Below are 23,011 nucleotides of genomic sequence, written 5' to 3'. Positions count from 1 at the left end.
ACCCGCGTACGCACGCCGAGGGCGCCCGGGGACACCCCGGGCGCCCTCGGCGCGTCCGGGCCGGTCACCGCTTGTGGGCCAGCGCCAGCGTCCGGTGCGCCGCCGTCACCACCGCCGCGTCCACGAACGTGCCGTCCGGCAGCGCCTGCGCGCCCTGCGTGGCCGCCGCCGCCTTGAGGACCCTCTCCGCCTGCTCGATCTCCCGTTCCGTGGGCAGATAGGCCCGCTCGATGACCGGGAGCTGGCGCGGATGGATCGCCGCCCTGCCCAGGAAGCCCAGGGCGCGCCCGCGCACGCAGGACGCCTCCAGGCCGTCCAGGTCGCGGATGTCCGGGTGCACCGACTGGGCAGGCGGGGCCAGCCCCGCAGCGCGGGCCGCGACCACCACCCGGGCCCGGCACCAGTCAAGACCCGCGTCCTCGCGCACCCCCAGGTCGGCCCGCAGGTCCGCCTCGCCGAGCGTGATTCCGCGCAGCGCCGGGTGCGCGGTGGCCACGGCGTGGGCGTGCTCGACGCCCAGCGCGCTCTCCAGCAGCGCGTACAGGGGCGGGGAGCCGCCGCGCGCGGAGACGGCCCGGCGGGCGACCCGCACCACGTCGGACGGGGAGGACACCTTCGGCAGCCGCAGCCCGGACAGGCCCGGCGCCGGGGCCAGCGCCGCCACGTCGGCCGGTCCCCAGGGCCCGGCGAAGGCGTTGACGCGGACGTGCACCGGCACCGGCTGCGGGTCGCGCAGCAGCTCGGCGGTGGCCGCGCGGGCGTACGCCTTGCGGTCCGGGGCCACCGCGTCCTCCAGGTCGACCACCACCACGTCCGCCCCCGCCGTGAGCGCCTTCGCCACCACGTCGGGTCGGTCGCCGGGGGCGTACAGCCAGGTCAGCGGGATGCTCTTCATGCGGCGCCCTCCGCCCGCAGCTCCGCCAGGTCGGCCGGGGTGAGGCCCAGCTCGGTCAGCACCTCCTCGGTGTCCGCGCCGTGCGGGCGGCCCGCCCAGCGGATCGCCCCCGGGGTGGCGGAGAGCCGGAACAGCACGTTCTGCATGCGCAGCGGTCCGAGCTCCGGGTCGTCGACCGTGGTGACGGTGGAGAGGGCCTGGTACTGCGGGTCCGCCATGACGTCCCGGACGTCCTGCACCGGGGCGACGGCCGCCTCCGCCTTCTCGAACGCGGCCAGCACGTCGGCGCGGCTGTGGAGGGCGATCCAGCCGCCGACCGCCTCGTCCAGCACGTCCGCGTGCCGGGCCCGGCCCTCGCCGGTGGCGAACCAGGGCGCCTCGACCAGATCGGGGCGGCCCACCAGGACCATCACCCGCTCGGCGATCGACTGGGCCGAGGTGGAGACGGCGACCCAGGTGCCGTCGGCGGTGAGGTAGGTGCCGCGCGGGGCGTTGTTCTGCGACCGGTTGCCGGTGCGCGGCTGGACGTACCCGAGCTGGTCGTACCAGGTGGGGTGGGGGCCGAGGGCGGCGAGGATCGGCTCGATCAGCGCCGTGTCGACGACCTGCCCCTGGCCCGTGCGGTCGCGGGCAGCGAGCGCCGTCATGATCGCGTACGCGGTGGTGAGGCCCGCGACGGAGTCGGCGAGGCCGAACGGCGGCAGGGTCGGCGCCGCGTCCGGTTCGCCGGTGAGCGCGGCGAAGCCGCTCATCGCCTCGGCGAGGGTGCCGAAGCCCGGCCGGTGCGCGTACGGGCCGAACTGGCCGAAGCCGGTGACCCGCGCCAGCACCAGCCGGGGGTTGGCCGCGGACAGCTCGGGCCAGCCCAGGTCCCACTTCTCCAGGGTGCCGGGGCGGAAGTTCTCCACGACCACGTCGGCGGTGCGCACCAGGCGCAGCAGCGTGTCCCGGCCGCCCGGGGTGGACAGGTCGAGGGTGATGGCCCGCTTGTTGCGGCCGAGCACCTTCCACCACAGGCCGACGCCGTCCTTGGACGGTCCGTGTCCGCGCGAGGGGTCCGGCTTCCTCGGGTGCTCGACCTTGACGACGTCGGCGCCGAAGTCGCCGAGCAGGGTGGCCGCGAGGGGGCCGGCGAACAGGGTGGCGAGGTCCAGTACGCGCAGGCCGGCCAGCGGGGGAGCGGCGTGCGGTGCGGCGGGGGCCGGGTCGGGGGGAGTCATGGGCGGGACGCCTCCAGATGGGTGAGACGGGCCAGGGTGTCGAAGCCGGTGCCGTCGAAGTCGCCGACGGAGGTGGCCAGGCGGTTCTTCAGCGGGGCCGTCCAGCGCTCGGGGAGCGCGCGGGGCGAGCCGGCGAGCAGCCCGGCGACGCTGCCGGCGGTGGCGCCCACCGAGTCGGTGTCCCAGCCGCCGGACACCGCGCGGCAGATCGAGGCGGTGAAGTCCCCGTCGGCATGGGTGAGGGCGGCGGCCAGCAGAGCGGTGTTGGGGACGGCGTGCACCCAGTGGTGGGTGGCGCCGTGCTCCTCGTGCAGCAGGTCGACGACGGTGTCGAAGTCCCGGTGCTCGCGGGCCAGCCCCACGGCGTCGCGCACGGCCCGGGCGAGCCGGGAGCGGGGCGGGACGACGGTGAGGCCGGTGCGCAGACAGGCGTGGACGTCCCGCTCGCCGCCCGCCGCGGCGGCGATGACGGCGGCGGTGAACATGGCCGCGTAGACGCCGCTGGCGGTGTGGGTGAGGGCGGCGTCGCGGTACGCCTGCTCGGCCGCGGCGCCCGGGTCGCCCGGGTTGGTCCAGCCGTGCGCGTCGGCGCGGATCAGGGCGCCGATCCACTCGCGGAACGGGTTGCGGTGGCGGGCGGTCAGCGGCGGTTCGAGCCCGCAGAGCAGGTTGCGGTAGGCGATGCGCTCGGCGGTGAAGGCGCGGCCCGCGGGCAGCTCGTCGAGCCAGACGCGGGCCACATCCGCGGTGGTGAAGCGACGACCGTGGCGGCGCAGCACCAGCAGGGCGAGCAGCGGATAGTTCAGGTCGTCGTCCTCGGGCATGCCGTCGATGTTCTCGGCGAGGGAGACGGGGGCGGAGCGCCGGTTCCAGGGGTGCTCCGCCAGCAGCTCGGCGGGGACGCCCCGGGCGGTGAACCAGCCGCTCAGCGGCCAGTTGCCGGCGGCGCGGGCCAAGGCGCGGATCGCGGCGAGCGGCAGCTTCTCCACCGGCTTGCCCAGCAGACAGCCGGCCGCGCGACCGAGCCAGGCCGCCTCCAGCCGCGCCTCGAACACGGGTCCGTCCCAGGCGGCCGGGGCGCCGGGGGAGAGGGGCCACTCGGGGCACAGCGCCTGGATCTCGGCGAGGTCGGAGGGCTCGTCGTCGGCGAGGGCGCTCGGCAGCTCGGCCAGCTCGTCCAGCAGGTCGCAGGCCAGCAGCCGGAGGTAGCGGGAGACGGGGCGGGGGGAGGCGCCGGCGGCGAGCGGGGCCGGAGGGCCGCCCGCCGCGTGCCAGCGGGCGGCGACCGCCGACGCCTCCCGGCCGTCCAGCGCGGCCTGGCGCAGTTCGTGGCCGACGAGGTCCTCGGGCTGGACCCAGGTCAGTCGGAGCATCCGGCACCTCCGAGCCGCGCGAACGCCCGCTCGTGGGCGCGGCGGCGCTCCACGTCCCGGGCGAAGACGTCGCGGGCCACCGAGGTGAGCGTGGCGGCCGGCTCCCACAGGTCGAGGCGGCTGGCCTCCGCGACGGTCTTGGCCCACTCCTCGGGCACCGGGGAGCCGAGCGCGCCGGTCACCGCCCCGGCCATCGTGGCGATGGAGTCGCAGTCACGGCCGTAGTTCACCGCGCCCAGCACGGCGTGCCGGAAGTCGCCGCGAGCGGCCACCACCATGCCGAGCGCGACCGGCAGTTCCTCGATCGCGTGCAGCCGCGACGGCCGCCGCGCGCCCAGCGAGGGGGAGCGGTAGTCGGGCCCGACGGTGTCGTAGGGGGCGACCGCCTCGCGCAGCGGGCGCAGCGCCGACTCGACGTCGGTGTGGAGCGAGGCCTCCTCGCAGACCTTCTCGATCGCCTCCCGGGTGCCGTCCTTGGCCAGGGACAGGCACGCGGCGACGACGGAGTCCGGGGTCGCGTCCGGCGCGCAGGCCGCCGCCACGGCCGCCGCGAACACCCCGGCCGCCTCCCTGCCGTACGACGACTGGTGGGCGCCCGCCACGTCCAGGGCCTCGGCGTACGCGGCGGCCGGGTGGGTGGCGTTGACCAGGCCGACGGGGGCCATGTACATCGCGGCGCCGCAGTTGACGATGTTGCCCACGCCCGCCTCGCGCGGGTCGACGTGACCGTAGTGCAGCCGGGCCACCAGCCACTTCTCGGCGAGGAAGATCCGGTGCAGGGGGAGCGTCTCCGCCTCCAGCTCCGGGATCCAGCGCGGGTTCGTCATCAGGTCCGGGACCAGGTGGTCGGCGACCGCGTAGGCGTCCAGATGGTCGCGGACCCGCGCGTACACCCGGACCAGCGCGTGGGTCATCAGGGTGTCGTCGGTGACGTGCCCGTCGCCCTTGTGGTACGGCGCGATCGGCCGGGCGGTGCGCCAGTCGTCGCCGTGCCACGGGCCGACGACGCCGTGCACGCGGCCGCCGTGGCGCTCGGCGATCTGTTCGGGGGAGTACCCCTCGACCGGGCCGCCGAGGGCGTCGCCGACGGCCGCCCCCACCAGCGCCCCGGTGATCCGCTCGTCCAGGGCGGGAGTGTTTTCGGTGTCTTCGTGCGTCATGCCGGGATCATCCTCCGGGGGCGGTCGGTCGGGCGGCTTCCAGCAGTCCGGCGAGTTCCACCAGGTCCGTCCCGGTGAGCCGGGGGAGGACGCAGCCGGACAGGGTGCGGCAGCTCTCCCGCCAGGACGCGGGGATCGCGGCACTCCCGCCCAGCGCGCCGGTGAGGGCGCCGGCCAGGGCCGGGGCGGAGTCCGCGACCCGGGACAGACAGGCCGCCGCCGGGACCGCCTCCGCGATCCGGCCGCGGGCGGCGGTGGTCAGGGCGAGGGCGACGGGGACGGTCTCGGCGGCGGCGACGCCGTAGCTGTAGACGTGGTCGACGATCTGGTGCTCCAACGGCGGTACCAGGGCGAAGGCGCTGTCGGCGTCCGCCGCGAGCGCCAGGGCGTGCCGGGCGTTGCGGCCGATCTCGGTGTCCTCGGGCAGTTCGGCGCAGGCGGCGGCCGCGCAGGCGGCCGGATCGGCCCCGGTGAGCGCCAGGGACACGGCGGCGGCCATGGCGCGGGCGCCGTGCACACCGTCGCCGTCCTGGGTGTAGCGGGCGTCGAACTCGGCGAGGTCGGCGGCGGCCCGGGGGTCGCCCGGGTGGGCCACGGCCAGCACGCAGGCCCGGACGCAGGCGGCGTCGTCGAAGTAGTGCGGGTTGTCGTGGCCGGAGGCGGGCGGGCGCAGCCCGGTGGCGAGGTTGCCGAGTCCTGCGCGCACGGAGATACGGGCGCGCAGCGGCAGCACGGCGGACTCGGTCTCGGGGGCCCGCTCGGTGGCGGCGGCGACCTCGGCCGCGACCGCGTTCCAGGTGAGGTCGATGGCGGCGCGGGTGCGGCGCTCCCGGCTCAGGTCGCCGAGCACCATGTCGTCGCCCGCGCGCAGCACCGCCTCGGCGGCGAACGCGGCCCACTCGGCGTCGTCGGACGGGCCGAGGCGGAGCGGTTCGGGAGGCTGGTTCAGGGCGATGGGGACCGGGAGCGTGGTGGTGGCGTTCTGCTCGGCGAAGGTGTCCAGCTCGCGGGTGAGGCGCCGGGTCCACTCGGGCATGCGGGCGGCCCGGTGCCGGGCGGCCGGCCAGCCGGCGGCGTCCCCGGCGGCGAGTCCGAGGAGCAGGCCCTCGACGGCCGCGCGGGGCGGACGGGGTGCGGGCGCGTCGGGCGTGCGCGGCGCCGGGGCCGCGTCGTCCTGCCCGGGTGCGGGGGCGAGGGTGCCGTCGGTGACGGGGGCGGGGGTGGTGGAGGTCATGTGGGGGTCTCCGGGGTCAGCAGGTCCGCGATGTCGAGGACGTGGTGGCCGGCCATGGCGGGCAGACAGGTGCCGCGGGCCGGGGTGATGGCCGCGGCCCAGCGTTCGGGGACGGCGGCGACACCCTGGGTCGCACCGGCCAGCGCACCGGCCACGGCGGCCGTGGTGTCGGCGTCGCGGCCCATGTTCACGGCGGTCAGCACCGCCTGTTCGAAGTCGCCGTCGGCCGCCGCGTAGGCGCCGAAGGCCAGGGCCACCGCCTCCGGGGCCAGGTCGGTCCAGGGGTAGCCGCCGATCACCACCGCGGTGCGGACCGCCCGCTCGCCGTGGTGGGCGGCGGTCACCGCGCGGCGCAGCGAGCGGGCGGTCCAGGAGTCCTCCGGCACCACCGCGAGCGCCGAGGCCACGACCGTGACCACCGGCGCCCCGGCCATGGCCGCCGCGACGCCCGCCGCGACCGCCCGGCCGCCGTAGATGCCCTCCCCGTCGTGGCTGACCGAGCCGTCGATCGCCGCGAGCCGGGCCGCCTCGTCGGGGCGCCCGGCCGCGTGCACGCCGTACGGCGCCGCCCGCATCGCCAGCCCGTCGCTCCAGGCGTGGCGGTGCTGGGCGGAGATGGGCGCGGCCAGGCCCCGGCGCAGGTTCTCCAGGGTGCCCCGCTCGCTGAAGCCGGCGCCTCGGAAGGGGCCCTCGGCACGGTCCGCGATCCACTCGTGCCAGGCCGCCTCGACGTGCGCGGGGGTGAGCGCGGAGCCGTGCCGGGCGGCCAGCAGGCCCGAGAAGATCGCGTACTCGGTGTCGTCCGTGCCGGCCGGGGGGTCGCTCACGTAGCCCGTGACGCGGCCCCACTTCGCGCGGATCTCGGAGGGCTTCAAGTTCTCGGCGGGGGCGCCCAGCGCGTCGCCGACTGCCAGGCCGAGCAGTGCGCCGCGGGCCCGTTCGCGAAGCCCGGGGGCGTCCCCGGGCGCGGGCGCCGAGGGGATGCGGGCGGTCGATGCCATACGCGGCTCTCCTCTCAGCCGCGCCCCGTGGGGCGCCGGCCCTTTGCGGAACTGTCCCCGGTGCCGTGTCCGCCGCAGCCTCGTGCGTGGGAGCGTCACCCGGACGAGATGCGCGGGGCGTCCGAGCGGACCGGGGCAGGAGGCAAAAGCGCTGGTTAGCGCAGCCTTTCCTTGCTGGCAGGGGGTTCCGCCGAGGCGTAGACTGGGCGGCGTCAAAAATTGGAATGAGTCCAATTCGCATCCGCGCGGGTGTCCGGAAGTGAGGCGCCTGCAGAACCCAGGGGGATCCGGCATGGCCATCATCGAGACCGAGGCGACGCTCCACGAGGCGCACCGCGACAACCACACCCACCGCGACGTCAACGGGGGATGGCTGCGCCCCGCGGTGTTCGGCGCCATGGACGGCCTGGTCTCCAACCTCGCCCTGATGACCGGCGTCGCGGGCGGCGCTGTCAGCCAGCAGACGATCGTCCTCAGCGGCCTGGCCGGACTGGCCGCCGGCGCCTTCTCCATGGCGGCCGGCGAGTACACCTCCGTGGCCTCCCAGCGCGAGCTGGTCGAGGCCGAGCTGGACGTGGAGCGCAGGGAGCTGCGCAAACACCCCAAGGACGAGGAGGCCGAGCTGGCCGCGCTCTACGAGTCGCGCGGCGTGGAGCCCGGCCTGGCCCGCGAGGTCGCGCGGCAGCTCTCCCGCGACCCCGAGCAGGCGCTGGAGATACACGCCCGCGAGGAACTGGGCATCGACCCCGGCGACCTGCCCTCGCCGACCGTCGCCGCGGTCTCCAGCTTCGGGTCCTTCGCGCTGGGCGCGCTGCTGCCGGTCCTGCCCTACCTGCTCGGCGCGAGCAGCCTGTGGCCGGCCGTGCTGGTCGCGCTGCTCGGGCTCTTCCTGTGCGGGGCCGTGGTGGCGAAGGTCACGGCGCGCTCCTGGTGGTACAGCGGTCTGCGGCAGCTCGCGCTCGGCGGCGCGGCGGCCGGTGTGACGTACGCCCTGGGGTCGCTTTTCGGAATCGCCGTAGGATGACCTCTTGCGCCTATGCGGAGCGTCGCATAAATAATCATTACTCGCTGGTTTCGAGTGTGTGACCAGTGGGCATGAGCCGTACGCGCTGCAGGCAACGAGGCCGACGGCGTGCCCGGCGGAGGAGGCGAAGAGGCCTCGTCCCGCCATCGGGCCGACGGACACCGATCTGTTCTGTCCGGACAGGCCCCCCACAGCCTCCGTCGACGGGCGCGGAACCCCGCGCGACCCGGACGATGTCCGCATGCTGGAACGGATTGTCCCGGTTCCCGAGAGTCACTCCATCATGTAACCTGCACGAAATTTAGCCACGCAGAGGGCCAACGTCGTCCCTCGGCACTTGCACGAATGCCAATTGACGACGACGGGAGAGCCGATGCGTACGCCGCGCCAGCCGTCCCAGCATTCCTCGAACGACCGCGCGAGCTGGTCGTTCATGGATGCTCGCCCTGCTGCGCAGGGTATGTACGACCCCCGCAACGAGCACGACGCCTGCGGCGTCGGCTTCGTCGCCACCCTTACCGGCGAGGCGTCCCACACCCTGGTCGAGCAGGCCCTCACCGTCCTGCGCAACCTCGAGCACCGAGGCGCCACCGGTTCCGAGCCGGACTCCGGCGACGGCGCGGGCATCCTCTCCCAGATCCCGGACGCCTTCTTCCGCGAGGTGGCCGGATTCGAGCTGCCCGCGGCGGGCGGCTACGCCGTCGGCATCGCCTTCCTCCCCGAGCAGGGCACCGGCGAGGCCGTCGCCCGCATCGAGGAGATCGCCGCCGCCGAGGGGCTCACCGTCCTCGGCTGGCGCGAGGTGCCGGTCGCGCCCCAGCTGCTCGGCGCCACCGCACGCTCGACCATGCCGGTCTTCCGTCAGCTCTTCGTCACCGACGGGGCTGGCACGGGCATCGACCTGGACCGCAAGGCGTTCGTGGTGCGCAAGCGCGCCGAGCGCGAAGTGGGCGTCTACTTCCCGTCGCTGTCCGCGCGGACCATCGTCTACAAGGGCATGCTGACCACCGGCCAGCTCGAGCCCTTCTTCCCGGACCTCTCCGACCGCCGCTTCGGCTCCGCGATCGCGCTGGTCCACTCCCGGTTCTCCACGAACACCTTCCCGTCGTGGCCGCTCGCGCACCCGTACCGCTTCGTCGCGCACAACGGTGAGATCAACACCGTCAAGGGCAACCGCAACTGGATGCGCGCCCGTGAGTCCCAGCTGATGTCCGACCTGTTCGGCACGGAGAAGGACCTCGAGCGTATTTTCCCGGTCTGCACGCCCGACGCGTCCGACTCCGCGTCCTTCGACGAGGTGCTGGAGCTGCTGCACCTGGGCGGCCGTTCGCTGCCCCACTCCGTGCTGATGATGATCCCGGAGGCGTGGGAGAACCACGACTCCATGGACCCGGCCCGGCGCGCCTTCTACCAGTACCACTCCACCATGATGGAGCCCTGGGACGGCCCGGCCTGCGTCACCTTCACCGACGGCACCCAGGTCGGCGCCGTGCTCGACCGCAACGGCCTGCGCCCCGGCCGCTACTGGGTCACCGACGACGGCCTGGTCGTCCTCGGCTCGGAGGTCGGCGTCCTCGACATCGACCCGGCGAGGGTCGTCCGCAAGGGCCGTCTGCAGCCCGGCCGCATGTTCCTCGTGGACACCGCCGAACACCGGATCATCGAGGACGACGAGATCAAGTCGCAGCTCGCCGCCGAGCACCCCTACGAGGAGTGGCTCGAGGCCGGCGAGATCGAGCTGTCCGACCTGCCCGAGCGCGAGCACATCGTGCACACGCACGCCTCGGTCACCCGCCGCCAGCAGACCTTCGGCTACACCGAGGAGGAGCTGCGCGTCCTCCTCGCGCCGATGGCCAAGACCGGCGCCGAGCCCATCGGCTCCATGGGCACCGACTCGCCGATCGCCGCGCTCAGCGAGCGCCCGCGGCTGCTGTTCGACTACTTCACCCAGCTGTTCGCGCAGGTCACCAACCCGCCGCTGGACGCGATCCGCGAGGAGCTGGTCACCTCCCTGCGCTCCTCGCTCGGCCCGCAGGGCAACCTGCTGGAGCCGACGGCCGCCGCGTGTCGCAGCGTCACGCTGCCCTTCCCGGTGATCGACAACGACGAGCTGGCCAAGCTCATCCACATCAACGCCGACGGCGACATGCCCGGCTTCAAGGCCGCGACCCTCTCCGGCCTGTACCGGGTGGCCGGCGGCGGCGAGGCCCTCGCCGCCCGCATCGAGGACATCTGCGCCGAGGCCGACTCCGCCATCGAGAACGGCGCCCGGCTGATCGTCCTGTCCGACCGGCACTCCGACGCCGAGCACGCGCCGATCCCGTCGCTGCTGCTCACCGCGGCCGTCCACCACCACCTCATCCGCACCAAGCAGCGCACCCAGGTGGGCCTGCTGGTCGAGGCCGGCGACGTCCGCGAGGTCCACCACGTCGCCCTGCTCATCGGCTACGGCGCCGCCGCGGTCAACCCGTACCTGGCCATGGAGTCCGTCGAGGACCTGGTCCGCGCGGGCACCTTCCTGCAGGCCGTCGACGGCGAGCCCGAGAAGGCCATCCGCAACCTCATCCACGCCCTGGGCAAGGGCGTCCTGAAGGTGATGTCCAAGATGGGCATCTCCACGGTCGCCTCCTACCGCGGCGCGCAGGTCTTCGAGGCCGTCGGCCTGGAGGAGTCCTTCGTCGAAAAGTACTTCAACGGCACCACCAGCAAGATCGGTGGCGTCGGCATCGACGTGATCGCCAAGGAGGTCGCCGCCCGCCACGCCAAGGCGTACCCCGCCTCCGGCATCGCCCCGGCGCACCGCGCGCTGGACATCGGCGGCGAGTACCAGTGGCGCCGTGAGGGCGAGCCGCACCTGTTCGACCCGGAGACGGTCTTCCGCCTCCAGCACTCCACCCGCTCGGGCCGCTACGACATCTTCAAGAAGTACACGGAGCGCGTGAACGAGCAGTCCGAGCGGCTGATGACGCTGCGCGGCCTGTTCGGCTTCAAGTCCGGCCGGCAGCCCATCCCGGTGGAGGAGGTCGAGCCGGTCTCCGAGATCGTCAAGCGGTTCTCCACCGGCGCCATGTCGTACGGCTCCATCTCGCAGGAGGCGCACGAGACCCTCGCCATCGCCATGAACCAGCTGGGCGGCAAGTCCAACACCGGTGAGGGCGGCGAGGACCCGGAGCGCCTGTACGACCCGGCCCGCCGGTCGTCCATCAAGCAGGTCGCCTCCGGCCGCTTCGGCGTGACGTCCGAGTACCTGGTCAACTCCGACGACATCCAGATCAAGATGGCCCAGGGCGCCAAGCCCGGCGAGGGCGGCCAGCTGCCCGGCCACAAGGTCTACCCGTGGGTCGCGAAGACGCGTCACTCGACGCCGGGCGTGGGGCTCATCTCCCCGCCGCCGCACCACGACATCTACTCGATCGAGGACCTCGCCCAGCTGATCCACGACCTGAAGAACGCCAACCCCCAGGCGCGCATTCACGTCAAGCTGGTCTCCGAGGTCGGCGTCGGCACCGTCGCCGCGGGCGTCTCCAAGGCCCACGCGGACGTCGTGCTGATCTCCGGCCACGACGGCGGCACCGGCGCCTCCCCGCTGACGTCGCTGAAGCACGCCGGCGGCCCCTGGGAGCTCGGCCTCGCCGAGACCCAGCAGACCCTGCTGCTCAACGGCCTGCGCGACCGCATCGTCGTGCAGACCGACGGCCAGCTGAAGACCGGCCGCGACGTGGTGATCGCCGCGCTGCTCGGCGCCGAGGAGTTCGGCTTCGCCACCGCGCCGCTCGTCGTCTCCGGCTGCGTCATGATGCGCGTCTGCCATCTGGACACCTGCCCGGTCGGCATCGCCACCCAGAACCCGGTGCTGCGTGACCGCTACTCCGGCAAGGCCGAGTACGTGGTGAACTTCTTCCGGTTCATCGCCGAGGAGGTCCGCGAGCTCCTCGCCGAGCTGGGCTTCCGCTCCATCGACGAGGCTGTCGGCCACGCCGAGGTGCTGGACGTGACCCGCGCGGTGAACCACTGGAAGGCGCAGGGCCTGGAGCTCGAGCCGCTGTTCCACGTGCCCGAGCTGCCCGAGGGCGCCGCCCGCCACCAGGTGGTCGGCCAGGACCACGGCCTGGAGAAGGCGCTCGACAACGAGCTGATCAAGCTCGCCGCCGACGCGCTCTCCGCCTCGGGGGCCGAGGACGCCCAGCCGGTGCGCGCCCAGGTCGCCATCCGCAACATCAACCGCACGGTCGGCACCATGCTCGGCCACGAGGTGACCAAGAAGTTCGGCGGCGCGGGCCTGCCCGACGACACCATCGACATCACCTTCACCGGCTCCGCCGGCCAGTCGTTCGGCGCCTTCGTCCCGCGCGGTGTCACGCTGCGCCTGGAGGGCGACGCCAACGACTACGTCGGCAAGGGCCTGTCCGGCGGCCGGATCGTGGTCCGCCCGGACCGCGGCGCCGACCACCTCGCCGAGTACAGCGTCATCGCGGGCAACACGCTCGCCTACGGCGCCACCGGCGGCGAGATGTTCCTGCGCGGCAAGACCGGCGAGCGGTTCTGCGTCCGCAACTCCGGCGCGCTGGTCGTCTCCGAGGGCGTGGGCGACCACGGCTGCGAGTACATGACGGGCGGTCACGCGGTCGTCCTCGGCGAGACCGGGCGCAACTTCGCGGCCGGCATGTCCGGTGGCGTCGCGTACGTCATCGACCTGGACCGGGACAACGTCAACGCCGGCAACCTCGCCTCCGTCGAGGTGCTGGACGACGCCGACAAGCAGTGGCTGCACGACGTGGTCCGCCGGCACCAGGAGGAGACGGGCTCCACCGTCGCCGAGAAGCTGCTCGCCGACTGGGACACCGCCGTGGAGCGCTTCAGCAAGATCATCCCCAGCACGTACAAGGCAGTGCTCGCCGCCAAGGACGCCGCCGAGCGAGCCGGTCTGTCCGAGACCGAGATCACCGAGAAGATGATGGAGGCGGCGATCAATGGCTGACCCGAAGGGCTTTCTGAACCACGGCCGCGAGGTCGCCACGTCCCGGCCGGCCGAGGAGCGCAAGAAGGACTGGAACGAGGTCTACGTCCCCGGCTCCCTGCTGCCGATCATCAGCAAGCAGGCCAGCCGCTGCATGGACTGCGGCATCCCGTTCTGCCACAACGGCTGTCCGCTCGGGAACCTCATCCCCGAGTGGAACGACTACGCCTACCGCGAGGACTGGGGCGCGGCGAGCGACCGGCTGCACGCCACGAACAACTTCCCCGAGTTCACCGGGCGGCTGTGCCCCGCCCCGTGCGAGTCGGCGTGCGTGCTCGGCATCAACCAGCCGCCGGTCACCATCAAGAACGTCGAGGTCTCGATCATCGACAAGGCGTGGGAGACCGGCGACGTCGCGCCGCAGATCCCCGAGCGCCTGTCCGGCAAGACCGTCGCGGTGGTCGGCTCAGGACCCGCGGGTCTGGCCGCCGCCCAGCAGCTGACCCGGGCCGGCCACACCGTCGCCGTCTACGAGCGCGCGGACCGCATCGGAGGCCTCCTCCGGTACGGCATCCCCGAGTTCAAGATGGAGAAGCGGCACATCAACCGCCGGATCGAGCAGATGCGCGCGGAGGGCACCAAGTTCCGCACCGGCGTCGAGATCGGCCGCGACATGCCCGCCACCGCGCTGCGCAAGCGGTACGACGCCGTGGTCCTCGCCGTCGGCGCCACCACCGCGCGCGACCTGCCGGTGCCCGGCCGCGAGCTCAAGGGCATCCACCAGGCGATGGAGTACCTGCCGCTGGCGAACAAGGTGCAGGAGGGCGACTACGTCTCCCCTCCCATCACCGCCGAGGGCAAGCACGTCGTCGTGATCGGCGGCGGCGACACCGGCGCCGACTGCGTGGGCACCGCCCACCGACAGGGCGCCGCCTCGGTGACGCAGCTGGAGATCATGCCCCGCCCGAACGACGAGCGGGACCCGATCGCCCAGCCCTGGCCGACGTTCCCCATGCTGTACAAGGTCACCAGCGCGCACGAGGAGGGCGGCGAGCGGGTCTACTCCGTCTCCACCACCCACTTCGAGGGCGACGAGGACGGCAACGTCCAGTGGCTGCACCTCACCGAGGTCGAGTTCGTCGACGGCAAGCTGACGCAGAAGCCGGGCACGGAGCGGAAGATCCCCGCCCAACTGGTCACCCTCGCGATGGGTTTCACCGGCACCGACCGGGAGAACGGCCTGGTCGAGCAGTTCGGCCTGGAGCTCGACGAGCGCGGCAACATCGCCCGTGACGCCGACTTCCAGACCAACGTGCCCGGCGTGTTCGTCGCGGGTGACGCGGGCCGCGGCCAGTCGCTCATCGTGTGGGCGATCGCCGAGGGCCGCTCGGCCGCCCGCGGCTGCGACCGGTTCCTGACGGGGGCGAGCGCCCTGCCCGCCCCGATCCGCCCGACGGACCGCGCCCTGGCGGTCTGACACCCCTGAGAACGTCCCGCACAAAGGCGTGCGGAACACCGCGGCGCCTGCCCGCCAGTCCCCGACCGGACCGACTGGGCAGGCGCCGCAACATGTTCAGGACAGGGTGTAGGAGTCCCCGTACATCTCCCAGGTGAGCGGGGTGTCCAGCCCGAGGTTCCCGGCCTGGAGGAAACGGCGCTGCGCGGTGTCGACGCGGGAGGTGTCGCGGTCCGGGTAGCGGGTGAGCATGGTGGCGCGGCGGACGTCGAGGAAGGCGTCCAGGTACGCCTTCTCCGAGCCGCCCGCGGCGGGAGTCTTCGCCTTCTTCAGGGTGCGCTCACGCAGCGCGTAGAAGCCGCTCTCGTCGGTGCCGGTGCCGTGGAAGACCATCGCGTCGTAGTACACGAACTGGCCGAGTGCGCCCAGGCCGTCCAGTTTGGCGAGGCGGACCGCCGGCTCGAAGTAGACGCGGTCGCGCTCCTCCTCCTGCGCCGCGCGGAACTCCGGCAGCTCCGACTCCGCCTTCCACGCGTCGGTGAAGCCCGGGTCGAGTCCCTCGTGCGAGTCGGTGCCGTCGACCTTCCGCAGGGCGGGCAGATAGCGCGCGAGGCCGTTGCCGGGGTGGCTCCCGGTGTAGTGCTCCACCAGGGTGAGCAGGTCGTGGGTGCCGGTACAGAAGCCGATGATGCCCGCGGTGTAGCCGCAGTCGTCGTCGCGGTCCTCGATGATCCCGTAGGTGGAGCGCCAGTCGGTGGTGGAGTGCTCGGCGCTCGACACCAGCCGGTGGGCCAGCTCCTTCCGGTCGGGGGCGGCGAGGCCGGGCGGCAGGGAGGCGATGATCGCGTCGTCCTTGTCCTGCTTCTGCCCGTGGTCCTGCTCGGCCCGGTCCTTGGCGTCGTCGCGGGAGGACTGTGCGCCGACCGACGTCGGGGCGGCGGGGGCGTCGGCGGCTCCCGACGGCAGGACGAAGTACACCGCCGTGGCGACCACGGGGACGCCCGCGAGGAAGAGCACACCGGCACGTTTCACTGGGGGATCCCTCCACCTGTCAGGTCCGACACCTTGACCGCCGCCAGGACGGCGAGCAGCACCACCAGCCCCGCGCACGCGCCGGCCTGGACCAGCACGCGGCGTCCGTCGCGCGGCGCCCAGGCGAACGCGAGCGCCACCAGGCCGCCGGCCAGCAGCCCGCCCAGATGGCCCTGCCACGACGTGAAGAACGCGGAGACCACCAGCCACAGCAGCAGCCCGGTCATGAAGCGGTTCACCCCGCGCATGTCGGCGCCCACCCGCCGGGACACCACGTAGTAGGCGGCGCCGACCCCGAACAGCGCGCCGGAGGCCCCGACCGTGGGCTCCGAGGGCGCGAGCAGCAGCACCAGCACCGAACCGCCCAGTGCCGACAGCAGATACAGGGCGAGGTAGTGGACCCGGCCGAGCATCGGCTCGACCACCCGGCCCAGGTTCCACAGCACCGCCATGTTCATCACCACGTGGACGACGCCGAACGTCCCCTCCGTGGGCGGCAGGTGCAGGAACGCGCCGGTCAGCAGCCGGTACCACTCGCCGCCCGCGACCCCCTCCGGGGTGAAGTCCGCCGGGTACGGCTGCGTCCACACGTAGTGGCCGCCGTCCGGGCCGAGCAGCCCCGCGCCCACCATCGCGAACCGGTCCACGACCTCCGGCCGGACCACCTCCGCCAGGTACGCCAGCACGTTGAGGGCGATCAGCGCGTACGTGACCACGGGCACGACGGAGACCCGGCCGCCCACCAGGGTGCGTGCCTGCCGCACCGACCGGGCGCCCTCCCGCACGCAGTCGGGGCACTGGTGGCCCACGGCGGCCTCGCGCATGCAGTCCGGGCAGATGTACCGCTCGCAGCGGACGCAGCGCACATGGCATTCCACCCGTGGATGGCGGTAGCAGGTGGTGACGGCGGACTCGGGTTCCACAGGCCGGCTCCTCGGCGGGGTCGGGACGAAAACGGCCGGCGGCGGACGGCGGCGCACAGAACGACAGCGGCGAACAAAATAGCGAACACCCGAGAAGTGAGCGAATGCCGGGGTGGAATGCCGCCCTTGTGCCGGTCGTCGACAGCGGGGCCCGGGAGCCGCACGTCAGGTGTCGCACTCCAGCACGGACCGGCACAGACCGCACCGCGCCCGCACCCGCCCGGCCACCGGCACCCGGATCCGCTGGTGGCAGGTGGGACAGGGGAACGACACCCGCAGCGGGCCGCGCCCGCCCGCCGAGAACCGGTACGCCGTCTCCCGCCCCGCCTCCGGCGCCTTGGCGTGCCCCTGCGCGTGCCGCCGGTCCCGCGCGTAACGGAGCCGCCCGGTCCAGCCCGCCGCGCGCAGCGGCGGCTGCTCCGCGTCCCGCCGCGCCAGCGCCAGCCCCTCGCCGTACGCCGTGTACGCCTGCGGACTGGTGAACCACACCGACGGGTCCTCGCCGAACAGCAGCGCCCGCTTCGCCAGCACGTACCCGAACTCCTCCGGCGTGAGGTACCCGAGCTTCTGCGACGACGCCCCGTGCTCCCGGAACGCGTCCAGCAGCAGCCACCCCGCACCGAGATACGTCGCCACGGTGTCCGTGAGGATCTCGTTCTCCCGGGTCGACGGGAACGACAGCCCCAGCCGGTGCAGGTACACGTGCGCCACCTCGTGCGCCAGCGCCGCCCCGATGTCCCGGCGGTGGTCACGGAACCGGTCGTTCAGCTCGACGAAGTACTCCGGGCCCGCGGTCAGCTCGACGTTCGCCGCATGCGTCATCTCACGGAACCCGACGATCAGACGCGCGTCCGGCAGCCGGTAGTGCGCCACCATCTCCCGGGCCACCCGCTGCGCCCCCAGATGCAGGTCGTCCACGTCCGCGAACGCCACGTCGGCCGGCGCCACACTCGCCGAGAAGGTGCGCACCGTGTCGTACGACAGGCGCCGGTACAGCGCCGTGACCGACTCCCGCACCGTCCGCAGATGCGGGTAACCGTGCTCCACCGGTCCGCCGTTCGCCACGTCGCACCCCCGCCGCGCCTGGACACCGTCCACTGTACGGGCCGTGCCGCCGCCGGGGGACCGCGCCGCCGTAGGCTGAGCCGCCATGACCACCAGCAACGCCGCCACCCCCGACGCCGACCCCGCGGTCCTCGAGGAACTGACCCGTCTGCGCGACAGCATCGACAACATCGACGCGGCCGTCGTCCACATGCTCGCCGAGCGCTTCAAGTGCACCCAGCAGGTCGGCCGCCTCAAGGCCGAGCACCGGCTGCCGCCCGCCGACCCGGGGCGCGAGGCCCGCCAGATCGCCCGGCTGCGCGCCCTCGCCGAAAACGCCAAGCTCGACCCGGCCTTCGCGGAGAAGTTCCTGACGTTCATCATCGCCGAGGTGATCCGCCACCACGAGCGCATCGCGGACGACACCGCGGGCGGCAGGTCCTGAACGGGCCGGAGACGGGCCCGGGACGCGGCGGGGAGTGACAGGGCGGCCCGCGCGGTGCATGCTCGCTGTGCACGCCTTGTCGGCTCACGAGCACCGTCCGTCAGCGCCCGGACCCCGCGTCCGGCCCGACGGGGAAGGACGTGCCCCATGCCGCCCACCGCCCGCATCCTCCTCGTCGACGACCACGAGGACACGCTGTACGCCCTGGAGAGCGCCCTGGCCCCGCTCGGACAGCCGCTGGGCCGGGCCACCAGCGGCGACGAGGCCCTCAAACAGCTGCTGCGCGGCAACGTCGGCGTGCTCCTGCTCGACGTCCACATGCCCGGCACCGGCGGCCTCGACGTCGTGCGCTGGATGCGCCGCCTGGAGCAGACCCGGCACATACCCGTCGTCCTGCTCACGGGCTTCGCCCGCGACCACCGGCTCGGCGCCGCCGCCTACCGCCTCGGCGTGGCCGACCTCGTCACCACCCCCGTCGACCCCTGGGCGCTGCGCACCAAGGTGCGCCACCTCTACGACACCCACCAGCGCGGGCTCGCCCTGGAGGCCGAGATGCGCTCCCTGCGCGCCCGGCTCGACGCGGCCGCCGCCTCCGCCGCACGCCCCGCGCCGCCCCTCCCGCACGCGCACGTGCCCCCCGCACAACCCCCGGGGGCGCACACCGCGGAGCTCGGCGGGGACCGGACATAGGTCGCGTACCCCATCCACCTCTGTGCCGGGCCGACGCCATCAGGCAGCATGGCGTGCATGTCCGTACTGACGCGCGACGAAGCGCAGAACCGAGCACAGCTCATCGACGTCCACCGCTGCACGATCGCCCTCGATCTGACCGCCGGGGACGAGACGTTCGACTCCCGCACCCTCATCAGGTTCGGCGCCCGCGCGGACGCGGACACCTTCGTCGAGATCGACCCCGCCGAGCTGCGTTCCGTCACGCTCGACGGCCGGTCCCTGGACCCCGCCCTCCTCGACGACGGCCGGTTCCCGCTCAAGGACCTCACCGCCGGCGAGCACGAGCTGCTGGTCGACGCGCGCATGCGCTACTCCCGCACCGGCGAGGGCATGCACCGCTTCACCGACCCCAGCGACGGCGAGACCTACGTCTACACCCAGCTCTTCCTGGACGACGTGCGGCGGGTGTTCGCCGCCTTCGACCAGCCCGACCTCAAGGCCGTCTTCGAGCTCACCGTCACCGCGCCCGAGCACTGGACGGTCCTCGCCAACGGCGTCACCGAGCACACCGGCGGCGGGGTGTGGAAGGCCGCGCCCACCCCGCCCGTCTCCACCTACCTGGTCGCCGTCGCCGCCGGACCCTGGCACTCCGTGCGCACCGAGCACCGCGGCCTGCCGTTCGGCCTGCACTGCCGCCGCTCCCTCGCCCCCCACCTGGAGGCGGACGCCGAGGAGCTGCTCGAGATCACCCGCGCCTGCTTCGACCGCTACCACGAGAAGTTCGAGGAGCCGTACCCCTTCGACTCCTACGACCAGGCCTTCGTGCCCGAGTTCAACGCGGGCGCCATGGAGAACCCCGGCCTTGTCACCTTCCGCGACGAGTTCGTCTACCGCTCCGCCGTCACCGACACCGAGCGGCAGCGGCGCGCCATGGTCGTCGCCCACGAGATGGCCCACATGTGGTTCGGCGACCTCGTCACGCTGCGCTGGTGGGACGACATCTGGCTGAACGAGTCCTTCGCCGAGTACATGGGCTACCAGACCCTCAACGAGGTCACCCCCGCGAGCCCCGGCGGGCAGCCGCCCCGCTGGCGCGGCGAGGGCACCTGGACCGACTTCGGCGTCTCCCGCAAGACCTGGGGCTACGACGCCGACCAGCGGCCCTCCACCCACCCGGTCGCCCCGGAGCACGTCGAGGACACCGCCTCCGCGCTGCTGAACTTCGACGGCATCTCCTACGCCAAGGGCGCCTCCGCCCTCCGCCAGCTCGTCGCCTGGCTCGGCGAGAAGGACTTCCTGGCCGGCATCAACACCCACTTCGAGCGGTACCGCTTCGGCAACGCCGGCCTCGCCGAGTTCATCGACTCCCTCGCCTCCGCCACCGAGCGGGACGTGCACGCCTGGGCCGACGCCTGGCTGCGCACCAGCGGCGTCGACACGCTCACCGCCTCCGTCGACGCGGTGCCCGGCCGGTGGACCCTCACCCTGGACCACGAGGGCAGCCGCCCGCACCGGGTCACCGTCGGGGTCTACGACCGCGACCTCAGCGACGGACGCACCCTCACCCTGCGCGAACGCTACGAGGCCGACGTGCCCCAGGCCGCCGCCCCGGAGCCCCGCCCCGGCACCCGCCCCGCCCTGGTCGTCCCCAACGACCTGGACCTGACCTACGCGAAGATCCGCCTCGACGAGACCTCCCTGGAGACCGTCCTGCGCGGACTGTCGGGCATCCCCGACGCGCTCACCCGGGCCGTCGTCTGGAACAGCCTGCGCGACATGGTCCGCGACGGCGACCTGGCCCCCTCCGCCTACCTGGCCACCGCCGCCGCCCACCTGCCCGAGGAGACCGACGTCGCCCTCGTCCAGGGCGTCCTCGCCTTCGCCTCCGGGGAGGTCGCCGACCACTACCTCGCCCCGGACCGGCGGCCCGCCGCGCTCGCCACCCTCACCGACCTGTGCCGCGACCTCATCCGCCGCACCGAGGACGGCGACCACCCGGGCCTGCGCCTGGTCGCGGTGCGCCACTGCATCGACGCCGCCGCCCGCCCCGAGACCATCGCCGCCTGGCTGGCCGAGGGAACCGTCCCCGGCGGGCCCGAGCTGGACCCGGAGCTGCGCTGGCGGATCCTCGCCCGGCTCGCCGTGCTGGGCGCGGTGGACGAGAGCGCCGTCGCCGAGGAGCTGCGCCGGGACCCCAGCGCCACCGGGCGCGAGGGCGCCGCCCGCTGCCGGGCCGCCCTGCCCGACCCGGACGCCAAGGCCCGCGCCTGGGACGCCATGTTCGGCTCCGACGACCTGTCCAACTACCTGTTCACCGCCACCGCGCAGGGCTTCTGGCAGCCCGAGCAGGCCGAGCTGGTCCGCCCGTACGTGGCGCGCTACTTCAAGGACGCCGTGGCCGTCGCCGCGCGCCGCGGCCCCGCCATCGCCACGGCCGCGGGACGGTGGGCGTTCCCCGCCCACGCGGTGGAGGCCGAGACCCTGAAGCTCGGCGAGAAGACGCTGCGCAAGGCCGACCCCGTGCCCGCGCTGCGCCGCCAGTTCACCGACCGGCTCGACGACCTGGCCCGCGCCCTGCGCGTCCAGGAGGCCTGAGACCGGGAGGGAACACCGCGGGGGCGCCGCCGGACGAACCGGCGGCGCCCCGGCGCGCACCCGTGTGAGGGGCGGTCAGAACACCGGCGTGCCGTCCCGGGTGAGGCGCCAGTCCTCCGACGCGAAGTCCTTCGGGTCGAGCACACCCTTGGCCGTCGCCCACTCGGCGATCCGGGTGCGGATCTCGGTCGACTCCGCCCACAGCTCCGGCGCCGACGCCACGTGCGGGAACGCCCCGCCGCCGTTCGCACGGTAGTTGTTCACCGCGAACACGAACTGCTGCCCGTCGTCCACCGGGACGCCGCCGAACGTCAGGTTCTTGACGCGCGACCCGGCCGGCTGGGCGATGTCGATGTCGTACGTCACGCCCGACACGTAGTCGTAGTTGTAGTCCGGGCGCCCGCCCGCGTTCGTCAGCTTGTCGACGTCCACCGGCGCGCCGGCAGCGGTCTGCGTGAAGTACTCCGCCGAGTACTCCAGGTACGCGCGCACCTGAGCGCCCGTCAGCAGCTTCGCCACCAGAGTGTTGTCGTACACGTAGAGGCTCGAGAGATCCCGGATGGTCACGTCGCCCGCCGGGATCTCGCTGGTCCGGGAGAACGGCGAGGCCTGCGACAGCACCGGCAGCGAGGCGTACTCCGTGCCCGCCAGCGCTTCCCGGACCACGTCCTCCTGCACCTTGCTGATCAGGTCGATGATCGGCGCGTCCTTGTAGCGCGCCTCCACCGTCGTCAGGGTCTCGGTCGCCGTCCCCACCACCTGGTTGACGTACGCCACGACCTGCGCGTGCTCGTCGCCCAGCAAACGGGTGATCCGCGGGTCGTCCTCCACCGTCGCCGCGTCCCGCAGCGACGCCTTCACGGACTCCACCCGCCAGCGGCCCCGCTCGAAGGTGAGCTCGACGTCGAAGAGGGTCAGCCGCTCGGCGTAGCACAGCGGCTCCGACAGCACGACCTCCCTGCCGGTCCTCTCGTTGGTCACCCGCAGCTCGGCGATCTCCGCGTGCGCGTGGCCGACCAGGACGGCGTCGATGCCCGGCACCTGCCGCGCCACGTTCGCCGCCGCGTTCTCCACATGCGGCAGCTGGTCACCGTACGAGGAGGTGCCCGACGTGCCCGAGTGCGCCGACACGACGACCACGTCCGCGCCCATGGAGCGCAGTTTCGGCACCCACTTCGCCGCCTGCTCCTCCAGGCCGGGGAAGGTCAGCTTGCCCTGCACGTAGGCCTTGTCCCAGATCGCGATGCCCGGGTTGGTCAGACCCAGCACCGCCACCTTCACCGGCGGCGCGCCCTTCACGTGGAACGTCTTGACGAAGTACGGCGGGAAGGCGGGCCTGAGGGTCTTCGCGTCGAGCGCGTTCGCGCCCAGCAGCGGGAAGTCGCACTGCTCCTCGAACTTCCGCAGCGTCTCGATGCCGTAGTTGAACTCGTGGTTGCCGAGCGCCACCGCGTCGTACCCGATGGCGTTCATCGCCTGCGCCATCGGGTGCACCGGACCGCCCTTCGCGGTGATCGGGTCCACCTTGGCGTAGTAGTACGTCAGCGGGGTGCCCTGGATGGTGTCGCCCGCGTCCAGCAGCAGGGTGTTCTCCCGGCCGCGCTCCTCGCGGATCCGGTTCACCAGCGTGGACACGCGGGCCAGCCCCTGCGCGTTGCCGGCCGGGTCCTGGTACTCGGCGTCCTTGTAGTAGTCCCAGTTGAAGACGTGACCGTGCAGGTCCGTGGTGCCCATCACGGTCAGTGCGTACCGCTTCACCGGCTTCTTCCCCCGTCCCGCCTGCGGAGCGGCCTCGGCCGCCGGGGTGGCCACCGTACCCGCCAGCGCCACCCCCGCCCCCGTGACGGCGGACTTCTTCAGGAACTTCCGGCGGTCGAACGGCATATCAGGCTCTCCTTGTACGACGGCGGCGCACAACGCGCGTAGATTCGCCCGACGATTCTGACCTGAACACGTCGACCAGGAACACCCCCGGCAGGT

The 23,011-nt window shown here is 73.4% G+C and carries 16 protein-coding genes; 6 read left to right on the top strand and 10 right to left on the bottom strand.

Translation table 11 applies throughout. From position 1 onward, the window contains the following. Positions 1-64: 64 nt before the first annotated feature. The 6 genes from MTR79_RS25150 to MTR79_RS25125 are packed head-to-tail and all read right to left on the bottom strand — an operon-like array spanning position 65 to position 6,883. The gene (locus MTR79_RS25150; protein ID WP_086704179.1) at positions 65-895 is read right to left on the bottom strand and encodes a CoA ester lyase; all 831 of its coding nucleotides are present in this window, start codon (positions 893-895) and stop codon (positions 65-67) included. Then, entirely contained in the window at positions 892-2,115 is a 1,224-nt protein-coding gene (locus MTR79_RS25145) for a CoA transferase (RefSeq protein WP_114873498.1), read from the bottom strand. Before MTR79_RS25145 ends, MTR79_RS25150 begins: the two co-directional genes overlap by 4 nt. Continuing rightward, positions 2,112-3,488 carry an ADP-ribosylglycohydrolase family protein gene (locus MTR79_RS25140; protein ID WP_244792016.1) on the bottom strand — a complete coding sequence of 459 codons (1,377 nt, stop codon included), beginning with the start codon at positions 3,486-3,488 and terminating at the stop codon, positions 2,112-2,114. Before MTR79_RS25140 ends, MTR79_RS25145 begins: the two co-directional genes overlap by 4 nt. After that, positions 3,476-4,648: an ADP-ribosylglycohydrolase family protein gene (locus MTR79_RS25135; RefSeq protein ID WP_244792015.1), complete on the bottom strand. Its 1,173-nt coding sequence runs from the start codon at positions 4,646-4,648 to the stop codon at positions 3,476-3,478. Before MTR79_RS25135 ends, MTR79_RS25140 begins: the two co-directional genes overlap by 13 nt. Positions 4,649-4,655: 7 nt before the next feature. Next, entirely contained in the window at positions 4,656-5,882 is a 1,227-nt protein-coding gene (locus tag MTR79_RS25130) for an ADP-ribosylglycohydrolase family protein (protein WP_122216888.1), read from the bottom strand. Further along, complete coding sequence (locus MTR79_RS25125; protein WP_189366146.1) at positions 5,879-6,883, bottom strand: ADP-ribosylglycohydrolase family protein; 1,005 nt, start codon at positions 6,881-6,883, stop codon at positions 5,879-5,881. The genes MTR79_RS25130 and MTR79_RS25125 overlap by 4 nt, the downstream gene beginning before the upstream one ends. A 292-nt stretch (positions 6,884-7,175) precedes the next feature. Here MTR79_RS25125 and MTR79_RS25120 point away from each other — a divergent pair, with 292 nt between their 5' ends. The 3 genes from MTR79_RS25120 to MTR79_RS25110 all read left to right on the top strand — a co-directional run bounded on the left by MTR79_RS25120 (position 7,176) and on the right by MTR79_RS25110 (position 14,341). After that, positions 7,176-7,907: a VIT1/CCC1 transporter family protein gene (locus MTR79_RS25120; RefSeq protein ID WP_086700591.1), complete on the top strand. Its 732-nt coding sequence runs from the start codon at positions 7,176-7,178 to the stop codon at positions 7,905-7,907. Positions 7,908-8,280: 373 nt separating this feature from the next. Beyond that, entirely contained in the window at positions 8,281-12,885 is a 4,605-nt protein-coding gene (gene gltB, locus MTR79_RS25115; protein ID WP_244792014.1) for a glutamate synthase large subunit, read from the top strand. After that, positions 12,878-14,341, top strand: a complete 1,464-nt coding sequence (locus MTR79_RS25110; protein ID WP_086700594.1) for a glutamate synthase subunit beta — start codon at positions 12,878-12,880, stop codon at positions 14,339-14,341. Before gltB ends, MTR79_RS25110 begins: the two co-directional genes overlap by 8 nt. Before the next feature lie 96 nt (positions 14,342-14,437). On the opposite strand, the gene MTR79_RS25105 is transcribed toward MTR79_RS25110, so the two are convergent. From MTR79_RS25105 to MTR79_RS25095, 3 genes are all read right to left on the bottom strand, one after another. Beyond that, positions 14,438-15,352, bottom strand: coding sequence for a chitosanase (locus tag MTR79_RS25105; RefSeq protein ID WP_244792013.1), 915 nt, complete (start codon positions 15,350-15,352; stop codon positions 14,438-14,440). Then, the gene (locus MTR79_RS25100; RefSeq protein WP_244792012.1) at positions 15,349-16,275 is read right to left on the bottom strand and encodes a rhomboid family intramembrane serine protease; all 927 of its coding nucleotides are present in this window, start codon (positions 16,273-16,275) and stop codon (positions 15,349-15,351) included. The genes MTR79_RS25105 and MTR79_RS25100 overlap by 4 nt, the downstream gene beginning before the upstream one ends. 165 nt (positions 16,276-16,440) lie before the next feature. After that, positions 16,441-17,340: a hypothetical protein gene (locus MTR79_RS25095; RefSeq protein WP_244793296.1), complete on the bottom strand. Its 900-nt coding sequence runs from the start codon at positions 17,338-17,340 to the stop codon at positions 16,441-16,443. Positions 17,341-17,425: 85 nt separating this feature from the next. Between MTR79_RS25095 and MTR79_RS25090 the strand changes: the two genes are divergently transcribed. The 3 genes from MTR79_RS25090 to pepN all read left to right on the top strand — a co-directional run bounded on the left by MTR79_RS25090 (position 17,426) and on the right by pepN (position 21,031). Continuing rightward, positions 17,426-17,764, top strand: coding sequence for a chorismate mutase (locus tag MTR79_RS25090; protein ID WP_048456878.1), 339 nt, complete (start codon positions 17,426-17,428; stop codon positions 17,762-17,764). 147 nt (positions 17,765-17,911) lie between these two features. Beyond that, entirely contained in the window at positions 17,912-18,454 is a 543-nt protein-coding gene (locus MTR79_RS25085) for a response regulator (RefSeq protein WP_189366143.1), read from the top strand. Between the two features lie 48 nt (positions 18,455-18,502). After that, a complete protein-coding gene (gene pepN / locus MTR79_RS25080) occupies positions 18,503-21,031 on the top strand; it encodes an aminopeptidase N (protein ID WP_244792011.1) in 2,529 nt (842 codons plus the stop codon). 75 nt (positions 21,032-21,106) lie between these two features. Here the strand turns inward: pepN and MTR79_RS25075 are convergent, their stop codons facing one another. After that, positions 21,107-22,915, bottom strand: coding sequence for a 5'-nucleotidase C-terminal domain-containing protein (locus MTR79_RS25075; RefSeq protein ID WP_086701963.1), 1,809 nt, complete (start codon positions 22,913-22,915; stop codon positions 21,107-21,109). Between the last annotated feature and the right edge of the window lie 96 nt (positions 22,916-23,011).

The organism is Streptomyces sp. BJ20, from assembly GCF_022869105.1.
Taxonomy (GTDB): Bacteria; Actinomycetota; Actinomycetes; order Streptomycetales; family Streptomycetaceae; genus Streptomyces; species Streptomyces griseoincarnatus.
This window is presented reverse-complemented; position numbering and strand designations above follow the sequence as displayed.

Excerpts from the sequence above, each read along its gene's own strand:
- MTR79_RS25150 (WP_086704179.1), bottom strand. The coding sequence starts at position 895 with ATGAAGAGCATCCCGCTGACCTGGCTGTACGCCCCCGGCGACCGACCC.
- MTR79_RS25145 (WP_114873498.1), bottom strand. The coding sequence starts at position 2,115 with ATGACTCCCCCCGACCCGGCCCCCGCCGCACCGCACGCCGCTCCCCCG.
- MTR79_RS25140 (WP_244792016.1), bottom strand. The coding sequence starts at position 3,488 with ATGCTCCGACTGACCTGGGTCCAGCCCGAGGACCTCGTCGGCCACGAA.
- MTR79_RS25135 (WP_244792015.1), bottom strand. The coding sequence starts at position 4,648 with ATGACGCACGAAGACACCGAAAACACTCCCGCCCTGGACGAGCGGATC.
- MTR79_RS25130 (WP_122216888.1), bottom strand. The coding sequence starts at position 5,882 with ATGACCTCCACCACCCCCGCCCCCGTCACCGACGGCACCCTCGCCCCC.
- MTR79_RS25125 (WP_189366146.1), bottom strand. The coding sequence starts at position 6,883 with ATGGCATCGACCGCCCGCATCCCCTCGGCGCCCGCGCCCGGGGACGCC.
- MTR79_RS25120 (WP_086700591.1), top strand. The coding sequence starts at position 7,176 with ATGGCCATCATCGAGACCGAGGCGACGCTCCACGAGGCGCACCGCGAC.
- gltB (WP_244792014.1), top strand. The coding sequence starts at position 8,281 with ATGCGTACGCCGCGCCAGCCGTCCCAGCATTCCTCGAACGACCGCGCG.
- MTR79_RS25110 (WP_086700594.1), top strand. The coding sequence starts at position 12,878 with ATGGCTGACCCGAAGGGCTTTCTGAACCACGGCCGCGAGGTCGCCACG.
- MTR79_RS25090 (WP_048456878.1), top strand. The coding sequence starts at position 17,426 with ATGACCACCAGCAACGCCGCCACCCCCGACGCCGACCCCGCGGTCCTC.
- MTR79_RS25085 (WP_189366143.1), top strand. The coding sequence starts at position 17,912 with ATGCCGCCCACCGCCCGCATCCTCCTCGTCGACGACCACGAGGACACG.
- pepN (WP_244792011.1), top strand. The coding sequence starts at position 18,503 with ATGGCGTGCATGTCCGTACTGACGCGCGACGAAGCGCAGAACCGAGCA.
- MTR79_RS25075 (WP_086701963.1), bottom strand. The coding sequence starts at position 22,915 with ATGCCGTTCGACCGCCGGAAGTTCCTGAAGAAGTCCGCCGTCACGGGG.